Source organism: Prosthecobacter sp., assembly GCF_044226605.1.
Lineage (GTDB): Bacteria > Verrucomicrobiota > Verrucomicrobiia > Verrucomicrobiales > Verrucomicrobiaceae > Prosthecobacter.
The window spans coordinates 310,523-324,723 of sequence record NZ_JBGAGS010000007.1 but is presented as its reverse complement, the minus strand read 5'-3'; the positions used below and the strand labels follow the sequence as shown (position 1 = coordinate 324,723).

11 protein-coding genes are annotated in these 14,201 nt (G+C 61.2%); 2 read left to right on the top strand and 9 right to left on the bottom strand.

The window, feature by feature from the left end; translation table 11 throughout:
- The 6 genes from ACILSO_RS11800 to ACILSO_RS11775 form a co-directional block, all read right to left on the bottom strand.
- Positions 1-1,644, bottom strand: coding sequence for an L-lactate permease (locus ACILSO_RS11800; protein WP_395737607.1), 1,644 nt, complete (start codon positions 1,642-1,644; stop codon positions 1-3).
- Positions 1,641-2,891, bottom strand: a complete 1,251-nt coding sequence (gene glcF, locus ACILSO_RS11795) for a glycolate oxidase subunit GlcF (protein ID WP_395737606.1) — start codon at positions 2,889-2,891, stop codon at positions 1,641-1,643. The genes ACILSO_RS11800 and glcF overlap by 4 nt, the downstream gene beginning before the upstream one ends.
- The gene (locus tag ACILSO_RS11790) at positions 2,891-3,835 is read right to left on the bottom strand and encodes an FAD-binding protein (RefSeq protein WP_395737605.1); all 945 of its coding nucleotides are present in this window, start codon (positions 3,833-3,835) and stop codon (positions 2,891-2,893) included. Before ACILSO_RS11790 ends, glcF begins: the two co-directional genes overlap by 1 nt.
- Positions 3,832-5,274, bottom strand: coding sequence for an FAD-linked oxidase C-terminal domain-containing protein (locus ACILSO_RS11785; RefSeq protein WP_395737604.1), 1,443 nt, complete (start codon positions 5,272-5,274; stop codon positions 3,832-3,834). Before ACILSO_RS11785 ends, ACILSO_RS11790 begins: the two co-directional genes overlap by 4 nt.
- 9 nt (positions 5,275-5,283) lie before the next feature.
- Positions 5,284-6,393 (bottom strand): pyridoxal-phosphate-dependent aminotransferase family protein, encoded by a 1,110-nt coding sequence (locus ACILSO_RS11780; RefSeq protein WP_395737603.1) that lies wholly within the window; start codon positions 6,391-6,393, stop codon positions 5,284-5,286.
- Between the two features lie 66 nt (positions 6,394-6,459).
- Positions 6,460-7,434 carry an alpha/beta hydrolase gene (locus tag ACILSO_RS11775; RefSeq protein WP_395737602.1) on the bottom strand — a complete coding sequence of 325 codons (975 nt, stop codon included), beginning with the start codon at positions 7,432-7,434 and terminating at the stop codon, positions 6,460-6,462.
- 149 nt (positions 7,435-7,583) lie between these two features.
- On the opposite strand from ACILSO_RS11775, the gene ACILSO_RS11770 reads away from it, so the two are divergent.
- Both ACILSO_RS11770 and ACILSO_RS11765 read left to right on the top strand, forming a co-directional pair.
- The gene (locus ACILSO_RS11770) at positions 7,584-8,126 is read left to right on the top strand and encodes a hypothetical protein (protein WP_395737601.1); all 543 of its coding nucleotides are present in this window, start codon (positions 7,584-7,586) and stop codon (positions 8,124-8,126) included.
- Entirely contained in the window at positions 8,123-8,626 is a 504-nt protein-coding gene (locus ACILSO_RS11765) for a hypothetical protein (protein WP_395737600.1), read from the top strand. The genes ACILSO_RS11770 and ACILSO_RS11765 overlap by 4 nt, the downstream gene beginning before the upstream one ends.
- On the opposite strand, the gene ACILSO_RS11760 is transcribed toward ACILSO_RS11765, so the two are convergent.
- From ACILSO_RS11760 to ACILSO_RS11750, 3 genes are read right to left on the bottom strand one after another with little or no spacing between them, the layout of a single operon-like run.
- Positions 8,610-11,552: a DUF1553 domain-containing protein gene (locus ACILSO_RS11760; RefSeq protein WP_395737599.1), complete on the bottom strand. Its 2,943-nt coding sequence runs from the start codon at positions 11,550-11,552 to the stop codon at positions 8,610-8,612. The two genes, ACILSO_RS11765 and ACILSO_RS11760, sit on opposite strands and share 17 nt — an antisense overlap.
- 55 nt (positions 11,553-11,607) lie before the next feature.
- Positions 11,608-12,240 carry a response regulator gene (locus tag ACILSO_RS11755; RefSeq protein WP_395737598.1) on the bottom strand — a complete coding sequence of 211 codons (633 nt, stop codon included), beginning with the start codon at positions 12,238-12,240 and terminating at the stop codon, positions 11,608-11,610.
- Entirely contained in the window at positions 12,237-14,102 is a 1,866-nt protein-coding gene (locus ACILSO_RS11750) for a histidine kinase (RefSeq protein WP_395737597.1), read from the bottom strand. Before ACILSO_RS11750 ends, ACILSO_RS11755 begins: the two co-directional genes overlap by 4 nt.
- Positions 14,103-14,201 lie beyond the last annotated feature (99 nt).

Here is a 14,201-nt window from a genome sequence, read left to right as displayed (position 1 = left end):
CTATCGGGCGACGGTCCATGGCATCCAGTACGCCTGGATCATGACGAGCACGCCCATGAGCAACGCCAGCGCAATGCTGTGCCAGAAGACGCTGCGCAGCACCGTGCCGGCATCCGGACTGTCGGGCTGGCCTCCGGTAGCCACGCTTGCCACGACGATGCTTTGCGCATCGATCATCTTGCCCATCACCCCGCCAGAGCTGTTGGCCGCGACCATGAGCGGCGGAGAGAGATGAAGCTGCTGCGCGGTGACCTGCTGGAGATTGCCGAACAACACGTTTGAGGCGGTATCGCTACCGGTGAGCGCGACTCCTAGCCAGCCGATCATCGGAGAGAAGAATGGAAACAAAATGCCGGTGCCGGCGAGCATGAGGCCCATGGTGGTGTCGGTTCCGGAATAGCGAGTGGTATAGCCCAGCGCGAGCATGAGAGCGATCGTGAGCAGGGAAGTACGCACACGCCACAGGCAGCGAAGATAAATGCCAGCGAGAGACGCGGGACTTCTGCCAAGAAGCAGGCCCGCCACCACTCCAGCCAGAAGCAGAGCGGTGCCGGTGGCTGAAAGGTAGTTAAAGGTAAAGGCGGCCTTTTCAGGTTCGGGCTTCAGCGCGACCGGCGGCATCTTCTGCACCGCCAGATGCAGCGGAGAAATGGGAGTGATGGGGGCCTGCCAGGTGCTGACCGCTTTGGTGCCGGGCTTGTAGCCATTGAGCCATGTCTTGGCAAAGGGTGTGGTCCACACTCCGACAAACAAGGAGAGCATGATCCAGGGTATCCAGGCGCGGAAGGGACGCTCGACTTTCGCCTCCACCGGTTTTTTCTCAGCCGCAGTCCGAGGTTTCCAAAATCGAAGCAAAATAACCATGGAGGCGAGCGATACTAAGCCCGCGGCGATATCCACAAGCCACGGACCGTGGAAGTTTGATACGGCAAACTGCACCAGGCCAAAACTGCCGCCGCAGACAAGGCATGCAGGCCACACCTCCACCATTCCGCGCCAGCCCACCTGGGCCGTCACCAGCCAGAAAGGCACGATGAAGGAGAAAATGGTGAGGTGCAGGCCCACGATCGAACTGAGGACATGCACATCCAGCCCGGTGACATCCGCAAGCGTGGTGAGCGGAATGCCGAGCGATCCGAAGGCCACCGGCGCCGTATTGCCGATGAGAGCCAGCTTGGCGGCTTCGAGCGGTTTAAAGCCAAGACCGATCAGCATCGCCCCTGTGATGGCCACCGGCGCACCAAATCCCGCGCAGCCTTCCACGAATGCGCCAAAGGCAAAGGCAATAAGCAGCGCCTGAATACGGCGGTCTCCTGCGAGTCCGGCAATTTGTTTTTTTAAAGACTCAAACTGACCGGTCTCGACGGAAATCTGGTAGATGAAGATCGCATTCAGCACGATCCAGCCGATGGGGAAGAGACCAAACACCGCGCCGAGTCCGCTCGCTGTGAAGGCGAGCTGGGCGGGCATATGAAAGACAAAGATCGCAACACCAAGCGCGACGATCAGTCCTGCCAGCGCCGCGATGTGCGCCCGCACATGCCAGAAGGCCAGCAGTCCCAGCAGCGTAACCACCGGCAGCGTGGCAACCAACGCGGAGAGAAACAGGTTGCCGAGAGGATCGTAGTTTTGGGACCAGGTCATGGAATGTGGGAGAGTGCATCACGCAAAATCTGCATCGTATGTTTCACCACGATGGGCGATCCGAGCTTTTTCAAATGCATCTGCAACTGGGTGAGGCAGCCGATGTTTCCACTAGACACGACATCCGCGCCCGTGGCGATCACCGCCTTCGCCTTCTGCTCTCCCAGCGATGACGCGATCTCCGGCTGGTCCATGTTGTAGCTGCCCGCGCTGCCGCAGCAGAGGTGGGCCTCCGCCATTTCGAGCAACTGCAGGCCCGGGATGCTCTTCAGCAAATCGCGCGGCTGGCGGCGCACGTTTTGCGCGTTCGCGAGATGGCAGGCGTCATGATAGGCGACTTTGCGCGGCATCTCCCGCAAAGGCTCGCGCAGGCCGAGCTTCGTCAGGAATGCGCTGACATCCATGACACGGTGTCGGAACCTCTCGGCTCGTGCCTCATCCGCCGTGCCGCGCAGGACGAGATGATATTCGTGCATCGCAGAGCCGCAGCCGGCAGCATTGGTGAGGATGGCATCCACATCCGACGGGAAGACATCGAGGTTTTGCCGGGCAAAGCCGCGCGCAGATTCGAGATCCCCCGTGTGCCACGCCAGACCACCGCAGCAGCCCTGCGCTGGCGGAATTACCACCTCAACACCATTACGGGTCAACACTTCGATCGTCGCCGTGTTGATGTCCGGATCCAGCACCTGCTGCGCGCAGCCGATGAGCAGCGCCACACGCCCGCGCTTTTCACCTTTCGCCGGATACACTGCCTCCCATGATTGCGCCGTAGGCAGCGCCTCGGGCACCAGCTCCAGCATGGACTGCCATCTCTTCGGCAGCACCGCCTTTGCCAGACTTCCCAGCCTCATCGCCAGGCGAAAACGTTGCGGATACGGAATCGTCTGCGCCGTGACAAAGCGTCGCATGCGCTCAAGGAGGCCGCGCTTGAACTTCGACTTCGCCAGCGCACGAAACGGGCTGATCAGATCGCGATACGGCACACCACTGGGACAGGCGGGCTCGCAGGCGAGGCAGCCCAGGCAGCGGTCCACATGCGGTTGCGCGGCCTCAAAAGTCATCTTCCCTTCCAGCACCTCCTTCATCAGCACAATGCGCCCGCGCGGTGTGTCCATCTCCTGCGCCAGTTCACGATAGGTCGGACAAGCCGCCAGGCAGAAGCCGCAATGCACACAGGCCGAGACCGCCTTTGCCATCGGTTCGCCCAGTGGGCCAAGTTTTTCGGTTGGAATGGCGTGCAGCATCAGTCGTCTAGAGTTGGGAAACGCTGCTGCGGGTCCAGTGCTTGCTTCACCGCATCTTCAACGGCGAAGCGAGTCCTTCCGCCGATCCACAGCGGTGCATCGCCCCGCAAAGTCATGCCGCGAGAGGGAAGAATTTGGGAAAAGGCCACGCTGCCACCACAGCTCACATGCGCCGTTTGGAAATCAGCGATTTGATCCGGCGTGATGTCCGTCTTGTAGCTCCAGGGCGTTTCGCGAATCGCATCCCAGATCGTGTTGGAGATGACCTCGCCGCCGACCTCCTTCGCCAGCATCTCCAGCGCTTTCTCCGGCCCGGCAAGACGCACGATCATCGCTGCACCGCCAGGCAGCACATCGAGCGCCTCCGCCTCATAACGTGAATTGGAAAGCCCAGCCATGGCTTCAGCCGAAAAGGGAAGCTGAAGAGTGAGCATCGCCTCGGGCTGCGGAAAGACTTTGAACGTCACCTCTCCGATGACGCCGAAGCGGCCGAGGCTGCCGACGAGGAACTTGGGCACATCAAATCCCGCCGCGTTTTTGACGACTTTGCCGCCGAGACGCAGCAGACGGCCCATGCCATCGACAAACCGCACGCCCAGAATGAAATCACGCACACCGCCAAAACGAAACCGCCCCGGCCCGCTCAAGCCCGAAGCCACCACACCGCCAATCGTGCTTCCTGCCTCAACGAGCAGTGGATCAAACGGCAGATACTGCCCCTTCTCCGCAAGCGTCGCGACGATCTCCTTCACCGGCGTTCCCGCAAGCGCAGTGAACGTAAACTCGCTCGGCTCATACTCGATGAGGCCACACAGCCCCCGCATCGAAATTTTCACCGCATCCACCGCCGAAAGCCTCGGCTTCGTCCCCGCCCCCACGGCGATGACGCGCGGTGCGGAAAGCACAGCCTCGCGGAGTTCAGCAAGTGACGCAGGAGATATCATTCGCGTGAGATAACGCCGGCCCTCTCCAGCGGATGCAGCCCGACGTATGACAAAGCAGGCGCTTCTTTGCCTGGAAACATCTTCCCCGGATTGGCGATGCCGAGGGGATCAAAGGCGGCACGTAGGCGCTGCATGCAATCGATCTCATCAGGCGAGAACATGTCTCCCAGAAAGTCGCGCTTCTCCACGCCGATGCCGTGCTCTCCCGTGATGGAGCCGCCCATTTCGACGCACATTTTCAGGATGCGTCCCGCGAGTGCCTCCGCGCGGTGCAGCGCACCTTCCTCACGACCATCAAAAAGAATGAGCGGATGCAAATTGCCATCGCCCGCATGAAAAACATTGGCCACACGGATGCCCGTCTCGCGGGACATCCCCGCGATGCGCCGCAGCGCTTCGCCAAGTCTTCGCCGCGGCACCACACCGTCCTGCACGATGAAATCTGGCGAGAGCCGGCCCACCGCGCTGAAGGCACTCTTGCGGCCTTTCCAAATGCTCATGCGCTCGTCCGAATCGCGTGCCGGACGCATTTCCACCGGCGCACTTGCCGCGAGGATGGCATCCAGCCGTTCACGTTCAATGGCGACAACCTCACGCGGCCCTTCCAATTCCACGATGAGCACCGCCTCGCACCCCGGCGGGTACTCCGCATGCACGGCGGCGACTGCCGCCTCCAATGCCAGCGCATCCATGATCTCAATGGCCCCCGGCAGCAAGCCGCTGGCGATCACTGCGGAGACGGCATCACCGGCTTGTTCGAGCGTTCGATAACCCGCCAGCACCGTGTGAAAACATTCGGCCTTCGGCAAAAGCTGGAGCGTGATTTCGAGAGCAACACCAAAAAGCCCTTCATTCCCCGTGAACAGTCCGCACCAGTCCGGCCCCAGTCGCTCACGGCTACCACCACCCCATTCCACGACTTCACCCGTGGCCAGCACCGCCTTGATGCCGAGCACATGATTGGAAGTCATGCCATACTTCAAACAGTGCGCGCCGCCGGAATTGAAGGCCACATTGCCACCAATGGTGCAGATGGTCTGTGAAGAAGGATCCGGCGCATAGTGCAGCCCATACGGTGCCGCAGCCGTGGTGACCTGCGTATTGATCACCCCCGGCTCCACCACCGCGATGCGCTGCACCGGATCAAGTTTCAAAATCCGGTTCAGACGATTCAGCGCGATCACAATGCCGCCTGCGACGGGCAGCGAGCCACCGGATAAACTGGTGCCGCTGCCACGCGCCACAAAAGGCAGCCGCAGCTCGTGGCACAGCCGCACGATGGCGATGACCTCCTCCGCCGTCTCCGGCGTCACCACCGCCAGCGGGCGTGTGTGAAAGGCCGTGAGCGCATCGCTCTCATACGCCGCCAGCTCAGCAGGCCGCAGGAGCAGACGCTCCGGCGGCAGCAGCCCGGCGAGACGTTCGAGCGCGGCGGACATGGCCGTAAATCATTTCAGCACTTCACGCAATGCAGTCAGCACCAGATCGACATTCCGCACCGTCGAACCATGCCCCATGAGGCCAATGCGCCAGGCCTTGCCAGCCATGACCCCGAGGCCCGCACCGATCTCGATGCCGTACTCTTCCAGCAGCCGCTTGCGCGTGCCCGCGTCATCCGCACCGGCGGGAATGCTGATGCAGTTGAGCGAATGCAGCGACCGCTTCGGAATGTAGCTGATGCCCATGGCCTCCAGCCCCGCACGCAAGCGCAGATGCATCTTCTCATGACGTGCCACGCGAGCCTCCAGCCCCTCTTCCAGCACGATGGTCAGCGCCTCATGCAGCGCGTAGGTCATGTTGATCGGCGCGGTGTGGTGATACACCCGTCCTCCTCCGCCGCCGGTGTAATATTTTCGCAGCATCGAGACATCCAGGTACCACGACTGCACCTTGGTCTTCCGTGCGTCCATGATCGCGAGCGCGCGATCCCCAAAGCTGACGGGAGCCAGCCCGGGCGGGCAGCTCAGGCACTTCTGCGTGCCGCTGTAAATCGCATCAATGCCCCATTCATCCACCTTCAATTCGTGGCCGCCGAGACTGGTGACGGCATCCACGATGAGCAGCGCGCCTTTGCTGTGCACCAGATCGGCAAAACCATCCAGCGGCTGATGCGCGCCCGTGCTCGTTTCTGCATGCACAATGCCCACCAGCTTCGCCTTCGGATGCTGGTCCAGCGCCGCCGAGATCTGCTCCAGCGCGATGACCTCTCCCCACGCGGCTTCGACGGTGTGCACCGTGGCGCCACAGCGTTCCATCACATCCTTCATGCGTCCGCCAAAGACGCCGTTCACACACACGATCACTTCGTCGCCGGGTTCGATGAGATTGACCGCGATGCACTCCATCCCCGCCATGCCGGTGCCGCTCACAGGAAATGTAAGCGCATTTTTCGTGCGGAAGACCTGCCGCAGCATCTCGCAGACCTCGTCCATGATGGTGAGATACTGCGGGTCCAGATGGCCGAGCGTGGGCGCTCCTAGCGCACGCAGCACGCGCGAGGGGACGGGACTGGGGCCGGGGCCGAGAAGGATGCGTTCAGCGGGGAATTGAGTTTTCATGGTTGGGAGATTTCCAAGTATGCAAAAAGTCGGGTTGCTTTGTCCACTGTCATCTTGCCGAGTATTTCACGGAGTTTTCAGATTTGCGTCCAGATGCAGATGAAACCAATCGGATGCCAGCTTGGTGGCCTCTTCGAATTTTTCCTTGTACACCCCATAGTGGCCGATGCCTTGGAGGACGTGATACTCGCTCTTCACACCGTTTTTCTGCAGGGCCTGGAAAGCACGCAGGCCGTTCTCCGCGTTGCTCATGAGCTCCTCCTTTTCCGCGACAATGATCATCGTGGGGACGGTGATCTTGGAGGCGGCCTCCACAGCATTGTAACCGAGTCCCTTGGCCGGGTTGGCGCGCATCTGTGCATAGGTGGCCATCTTGCCGCCGAGCTTGCCGGTTTCGATCGGCACAGGCTCCGTCTCACCACGCGCCTGCTTCACCGCCAGGTCGTTGGCATACTTCTGCGCAGCCTGCGGGCGGCCGCCGCCCATGCCTGGCACCTGGGACACCACACACTTCACGCGCGGATCATTCCCGGCCACCCACACCACCAGGCCGCCGCCATAGCTGGTGCCAAACAGGCCGATGCGCTCCGCATCCACGCACGGCTCGCCAATGAGAAAGCTGATCGCGCAGCGGATGTCGAGCGTCTGGTCAGCCATGTCCATCTGCCAGCGCACCGGCCGCGCTTTTACCGTAACCATGCCATCCGCATCCGCTCTCGGCATCGGCTCGGGCAGCGTCAGCTTGCAGTCGCTCTCTCCCCAGCCACGATAGTCAAACGCGAGCACCACAAAACCCTCCTTCACAAAGCGCCTCGCATAGAGCCCGCCATTCCCTTTCTTCACTCCTGCGGTGCCGGCACAGAACAGCACCGTCGGACGCTTTTCTCCTTCTTTGAGATCACGCGGTACATACAAGTGTCCCGCCATGCGTGTGCCATCACTCCAGATGGTGACGTGGCGGATTTCGGCATCGGCAGGCTGCTGGGCGGCGGCTTTGAGAACGAACGTCAGCAGACAAAGAGCGAGAGCGAAATTTTTCATGGGCTGGAGCACGAGACGAACAAACGTCGGATGCCATCGTTTGTGTCAATGTTCCGCGTTTCTCCTCGGTTCGCCCGCTGGTGCCGGGGCCGCAAAAAAACACCGCTCATGCGTGACAGCCGCCCCCTTGGCGCAACGTTTCGTGCCCTATGAACACGCTTGGACTCATGATACGTGGCGGCGCCAGTTTCGCCATCGTCAGCACGGCAGCCTTTGCCGTCTGGGCTTTGGGCACTCCGTGGTTTGCCCGGCTGGGAGGCGAAGCTGGCATGTATGCAGGCTGCTGCGCGGTGTTCATCCTGCTTTCGGGGATGTTGCTGCGGCCCGCGCTAAAATGGCAGGGCACTGTCATGCAGTTTTACCGCTTCTTTTTCACCGCCTTTCTTGCTTATGCCATCGCCTGGTGTGCCGGCTGGTTTTGGCTCGGGATGGGTCTGGGTGAATGGCTGGGCTCCTTGGTGGGCTGCACCGCTTTCACGGCGGTGACGGCGGCAACGTTGAACGGCTGGCGTTCCCTGGTGCCTTCCATCCTCGTGATATTCGCCCTTCATTCCGCCGGTTATTTTGCAGGCGCGCACGTGTGCTACAGCTCCCTGCATTCCGTGCCGAGCGAACTGGCCTGGGGCGCGCTTTATGGACTCGGGTTTGGAGCAGGCATTGGCTTTGCCTTCGCGCGAATGCAGCGTTCATGAATTTCACCGCTTTTCTCATTCACGCCACCGCCGGCGCGGCTTTTCTGGCCTACGCAGCTGCGCTGACCCAGCGCCTCACAAAAAACGGAGATCATGCAGGCCGCCCCTGGTGGACGGCGGCTTGCCTGCTGCTCATGGTGCATGTGGCATGCGCCTTTCAATTCGTGCACCACTGGAGCCATCGTGCCGCCTTTAAAGCCACGGCGCAGCAAACGGCAGCTGTCACCGGTTTTGACTCAGGCAGCGGTGTGTGGGTCAACTACGCCGTGCTGTCCATGTGGCTTCTTGACGTCGGCTGGTGGTGGCTGGCGCCCGCCCGCCATTCATCACGCAGCCGCAGTCTTGAGCGGCTGCTCCAGGGCTTCCTGGCATTCGTCTGGTTCAATGCCACGGTTGTTTTTGGCCATGGAATCACGCGGTGGCTCGGAGCGCTGGCCTTTCTCTGGCTGATCCTCCTGAAATGGCGACGTCAAAGGAAGCTCCTCAATCCGCAAAGCTGAATTCATTCAGATTCAAAATCACGCGGCAGGTGTTTTCCAATCCCTCGCGCTTCGCGTAGTCGAGCAACGGCGTGAGTTCATCCGCTGTCGGATTCCGTGACAGAGCCAGTTCAAAAGCGCGCCGTATCTGCGCTTCCCCTCCTTGCCTCTCCTGTGCCACGCGTTCCGCAAAGTGCTTCGCCATGGCCACCACGAGGCCGTTGTTCATCATCGCCAGTGCCTGCAGCGGGCTGAGCGACTCATTGCGCTTTTCCACACGCATGGAGGGGTCTGCACAATCGAGCACTGTCATGAAAGGCTGCTGCTGGCTGCGCACGATGAAACGATAGACGCTCCGCCGCCAGGACTTCGGGTCTTCGGGATCATGCAGCTGATACTCATAATGCGGGCTGTGCTGCGGCTTTTCGATGATGAAGTCCTGAAAGCTGGGGCCACCCATGGTGAGATCCAGCTTGCCGCTCACCGCCAGGATGGCATCGCGCACGGACTCCGCATCCAGCTTCCGTCGGTTCTGGTGGGAGAGAAGGACATTGTTTGCATCCGTTTGCTCCACTTTGCCAGAGGACTGGCGGTAGGTCCCGCTCATCACGATGAGCTTGTGCAGCTTCTTCAGGCTGCCTCCAAGGTCATCGCGGAAGGTGATGGCGAGCCAGTCGAGCAGTTCCGGATGGCTGGGCCTGCCGCCCATGCGGCCAAAGTCATTCGCGCTGTCGACCAGACCGCGGCCAAAGTGGTGCTGCCAGACACGGTTCACGATGCTGCGCCAGGTCAGCGCGTTGTTCTTGCTGCTGATCCATGCCGCCAATGCCGCGCGGCGCGCGGATTCGCCTTCTCCTGCCATCTGATAGGCATCATGAAAAGTTCCGCTGAGCGCGGTGATGCTTTGCGGCCCGACCTCCTTGGCGGGCTGCTTGATATCGCCACGCTTGAGCACCTGGATGACGCGAGGCTTTCCCCCTTCGCCACCCGTCCCTTTGAATGCGCCCGTGCCGGTGTGAATGGCACCTGCATACACCTTGCCGGGCTTGGGGAGTTGGGAGATCTCGGCATCCGCAGCCGTACGCTGGGTGCGCAGTTCCTGCAGCTCGCGGCGTGTGGCTGCATCTGCCTGCGCGAGCATGAGGGCATCGCGTTCGCGGATGAGCCACTGCTTGTCCTCCAGCGTGCGGGCCTGCGGGGCTATACCATCGGTAAGATTGGCCTTCCGCCACCGCGGTGCGGCCTCAATGCTGTCCAATGCACTCACCTTCTTTCCTGCGGCGAGATTGGGGCCGTTTTTCTCGGCATAGACCTCCATTTCCGAGAGTGCAAAGATGTAGTCGTCTTTGCGCTCAGCGAGCTTCACGGCTGTGACGCGCACATACCTGCCTTTAGCGCCGTCATCCTCCGCCGTGCCTGTTTCAAAGGGAGTGAGGCCGGGATTTTTGAAGTCGTTCATGAAGGTGGCGTCATGCCTGCGCCAGATGAGCGTGACGCCCGTCTTGAACTCAGGATCGTCGCTGGCCTCGACCTTGAAGCGAACGGGGAAGCCGAAACCGGCACCGATGCCGCCGAAGTCGTCATAGCAGGGCTTCAAGACAACGCGCTGAATGTTGGTGCTGCTGCCCAGGTCCACCTGCACCCACTTCACGGTGTTCTGCTCCTTCACGATGGCGCTGTGATAACCGAAATCGGGTTTCGCATTGGGATTAGCGCTAGAGGCTTTGTCAGCAGCGCCATCGATGCGCTTGGAGAGTGCGGTGTAGGCTTCTCCCGCTTTCTGTTTGAGCGGCTCTTCCAAACCCTTGATGTCTGCCACGACCTTCTGCCGCCTGCGGTCTAAATCCACGAAACGACGCATGGATTCATCATCGGGATAATAATTCACCTCCGTGCGGTCGATGGCGGCAAAGACGGCCTGCAGGGAGTAATAATCCTCCTGCGTGATGGGGTCGAATTTGTGGTTGTGACACTGCGCGCAGCCGACGGTGAGCGAGCAGAAGGTGCCGAGGGTGTTCTGCACCATGTCATCCCGGTCCAGATGGCGCGCGATTTTGCCATCCAGTTTCGTTTCTGGCACCTCCGCGTGGCCAATGAGATCCCACGGCCCGGCGGAGATGAAGCCGAGCGCGGTGATGCCGTCTGTAGTGCCGGGATAGAGCGCATCTCCGGCGATCTGCTCCTCGATGAACCGGGCGTAGGGCTTGTCGCTGTTCAGCGCACGAATGACGTAGTCGCGGTAGGGCCAGGCATTCAGGCGCGGCTTGTCCTTGTCGTAACCATGGGTTTCACCGTAGTGCACTAGATCAAGCCAATGGCGCGCCCAGCGCTCGCCGTAGCGCGGAGATGCCAGCAGATCATCCACCAGCTTTTCATACGGCAGAGTTTCATACCGTTTCACCTCCTCGGGTGAAGGCGGCAGGCCGGTGAGGTCAAAGAATAAGCGACGGATCAGCGTGCGCGCATCGGCCTCTGCAGCTGGTTTAAAGCCGTGCTCGGTGAGTTTCGCACGAATGAAGTCGTCGATAGAGGCAGGAGAAGTGATCTTGGCGAATGGCTTGAAGCTCCACCAGTCCAGGCGGTTCTCCACCTGAGCCACATCCACACCCTCGGGCCACACCGCGCCTTCGTCGATCCAGCGCTTGAGCAGGTCAATCTCTGCACTGCTCAGTTTCTCCTTGGGTGGCATGGTGGTCTTTTCATCCGTGCCGCTGATGAAGTGGAAAAGAGGGCTCTGCGCGCTTTTGCCGGGAATGATGTTTGGAGCATGCTCCTCGCCGCCGGTCAGGGCCACAGACCTGATGTCGAGCCGGTAGTCGTTCTTCTGCTTTTTGCTGCCATGACATTCATAGCAGTGCTTTTCAAAGATGGGCCGCACCTCGCGCACAAAATCGACCGCGCTGGCCGGAAGGGTCGCTGAGATGACGATGAGGGCAAGGAAACGCATGTGCAGGATATACGATGCACGAGGGGGCTTTTCATGCCACGCGAGCGCGGGACAGTCAGACCAGCCCTTCCTTGAGCGCCTTGGCGACGGCACCGGTGCGCGTATTGACCTCCAGCTTTTCGTAGATGCGCCGCAGGTAGGTGTCAACGGTGTGCACGCTGAGGCTCAATCTGTCAGCGATCTCCTTTTTGATAAGTCCGGTGGTCATGAGCTGGAGGATTTCCTTTTCGCGCTCGCTGAGGCCATAGTCGCGCTGCTTGGGGGCGAGTTTGGAAAACATTTCCAAAACGCGGCGGGCGATGCGGGGATTCATGGGGGAGCCGCCGGCCAGGGCATCGCGCACGGCCTGGGTGATGTCTGCGACGCTGCTGGTTTTGAGCAGGTAACCGGCTGCTCCGGCGCAGATGGACTGGAAGACTTTGTCGTCGTCTTCGAAGACAGTGAGGATGACGACGAGGGTTTTCGGTGAGCGCTCTTTGATCAGGCGGATGCCTTCGATGCCGCTCATGCCGGGCAGCCCGACATCGAGGAGGATGAGGTCGGGTGCATCTGGCTTGCCGAGTGCGGCGAGCAATTTTTCGCAGGAATCGAAGTCGCGGGTGCATTTCAGGCCGGTTTCAGCATTCAGCACGCGCAGCAGCGTGCGGCGGAAAGCAGCGTGGTCTTCGACGATCCAGAGTGTGTTCATGAAAAATCGGCCTCCAAGTGGATACAGGTGCCACCAGGTTTGCTGGTGATTTGTAGAGTGCCGGCGAGAACGGTGGCGCGGTGCTGGAGATTGGCGAGGCCGTTTCCGGCGGTGACGGCAGTGACGTCGAAGCCGCAGCCATTGTCCTCGATGCGCAGATGAAAGTGTTTTGCCTTCCAGTGCGCCTCAATGCGCACCTGGGTGGCATGTGCGTGCCGTGTGATGTTATGTGCAGCTTCGCGAAAGAGCAGGAAGACCTGGCGGTGAAATTCGAGAGAGGCGGTCTCGTTGCTATTGGGTGCAACGATTTGCCAGTCGACGTCCTTCAGGAGTGCTGCCGCGCTTTGGCGCATGGCTTCGACGAGGCTGGTCAGCGGTGGTGAGTCTCCTTCCCGCACCAGCCAGATGATGCCGCGCATGGACTCGGCAGCCTCACCAGCGAGGCGGTGGATTTCTTCAAGTGAGTCGGAGGCCGGGCCATCGCGCAGGGCCAGCTCTGACATGAGGCGGATGCTGCCGAGGTGGCTGCCGATGTCGTCGTGGAGATCGCGTGAGATGCGGTGGCGCAGGGCTTCGATTTCCTGACGACGGGAACGGCGGGAGCGCAGTGCAGCCCACCAAGCGATGACGATGATGAAAGCAAAGGCCAGCCCCGCGGCGCGAGTTTGTGCGCTTGCCTGCGCTGCGGTGCGCCGCATTTCCACGGAGGCGAGTTCTTCGGTGAGCTGGCGGCGCCGGGAGAGATCGGCGAGCCATGAGGCTTCATCGAGCAGCAGGCCGGAGCTGCTGCGGCCATCGATGAGACCAGCGCGGCTCCATGAGTGGGAGAGAGTGTCGTCAGAGCTGGTGATGACGGAATCACGGGCGATGTTTTTTCCGGAGTCGAAGGCCTGCAATTCTGCAAGGGCATACACAAAGTCGCCACTGCGTTCCCAAAGCTGCGTGGTAGTGCAGCGAATGGTTTGGGCGTGCAGGCCGGGGGTGGGAAAGGCGACGGGGGTGTCGCCGGGATTGGGGAAATCTGATGTGGTGGTGTCGAAGATGGTTTTGCCATCGGCCTCCACTTTGAAGCGGCGGGGGAAGCCGAAGCCGGAGCGCTCGGGATAGTCGCGTGGATGGGCGGGAATGAGGCGGATTTCCTCGATATTCCGCGCTGTGCGCAGATCTGCCTGCACCCATTTGGTGGTGGCGGCGGTGCTGGAGATGCCGCTGTGCCAGCCGTTGCCATTGATTTCATCTGGCTGCACCGCGAGACCGAGCGAATAGGCGCCATCGACGAGGTGACGGGGGGACCAGGTGGGGAGGGTTTCGACCGAGACGGGGGCCAGCACCTGGGCGTGGAGGGCGACATTGCGGCCGCCACTGAAGACGAGGAGTTCGCCGAGGCAGAAGATGAAGCGGTTGGTCTGATGGGGCTGGGGTGAAAGGCGGGTGGCGGTGAAGCGGATGTGGCGTGCCCGGATGCCTTTGGTGGCTACCTGCCAGGGGGCGCTGGAGGGCAGAAAATCGGTGCCGGTTTGATCGAGTTGTGTGTCGGATTCAGCAAAAAGCGGGTCGTTGGAGGTGTCGATGCGGAAGCGTTTGGGGAAGCCGTAGGCCTCCGCGACACCGAGCATGGCGGGGATGACGACGATGGCATCCAGCGGGTATTCGGCACCGAGGTCGATCTGGACCCAGCGGGTGGAGTCGGCGTGCGGGGCGAGGCCGCTGTGGAAGCCGGCATGCTCAAGCGGCTGAGGTGTGGGGAGAGCGGGGAGTTTTGACAGCGCGGTTTGGAGCTCCTGCCGGCGATGATCCAGGGTGGAGAGCTGCGGGTTTAGCCACCCGAGGAAGGATGCAAGGATGAGCAGGGCTGGTTTCAAAGGCCGGACCATCCCTGACAATGCGGCGAGTGCAACCCACGTGAAGGCGGGACAGAAGAGAGGCTTGCGGACGTTCCAGTGGCGCAGGCGGGTGATGTC

Bases quoted from the DNA above. Each gene is read 5' to 3' on its own strand.
- ACILSO_RS11800 (WP_395737607.1), bottom strand. From the start codon at position 1,644: ATGACCTGGTCCCAAAACTACGATCCTCTCGGCAACCTGTTTCTCTCC.
- ACILSO_RS11765 (WP_395737600.1), top strand. From the start codon at position 8,123: ATGAATTTCACCGCTTTTCTCATTCACGCCACCGCCGGCGCGGCTTTT.
- ACILSO_RS11790 (WP_395737605.1), bottom strand. From the start codon at position 3,835: ATGATATCTCCTGCGTCACTTGCTGAACTCCGCGAGGCTGTGCTTTCC.
- glcF (WP_395737606.1), bottom strand. From the start codon at position 2,891: ATGCTGCACGCCATTCCAACCGAAAAACTTGGCCCACTGGGCGAACCG.
- ACILSO_RS11785 (WP_395737604.1), bottom strand. From the start codon at position 5,274: ATGTCCGCCGCGCTCGAACGTCTCGCCGGGCTGCTGCCGCCGGAGCGT.
- ACILSO_RS11755 (WP_395737598.1), bottom strand. From the start codon at position 12,240: ATGAACACACTCTGGATCGTCGAAGACCACGCTGCTTTCCGCCGCACG.
- ACILSO_RS11775 (WP_395737602.1), bottom strand. From the start codon at position 7,434: ATGAAAAATTTCGCTCTCGCTCTTTGTCTGCTGACGTTCGTTCTCAAA.
- ACILSO_RS11770 (WP_395737601.1), top strand. From the start codon at position 7,584: ATGAACACGCTTGGACTCATGATACGTGGCGGCGCCAGTTTCGCCATC.
- ACILSO_RS11780 (WP_395737603.1), bottom strand. From the start codon at position 6,393: ATGAAAACTCAATTCCCCGCTGAACGCATCCTTCTCGGCCCCGGCCCC.
- ACILSO_RS11760 (WP_395737599.1), bottom strand. From the start codon at position 11,552: ATGCGTTTCCTTGCCCTCATCGTCATCTCAGCGACCCTTCCGGCCAGC.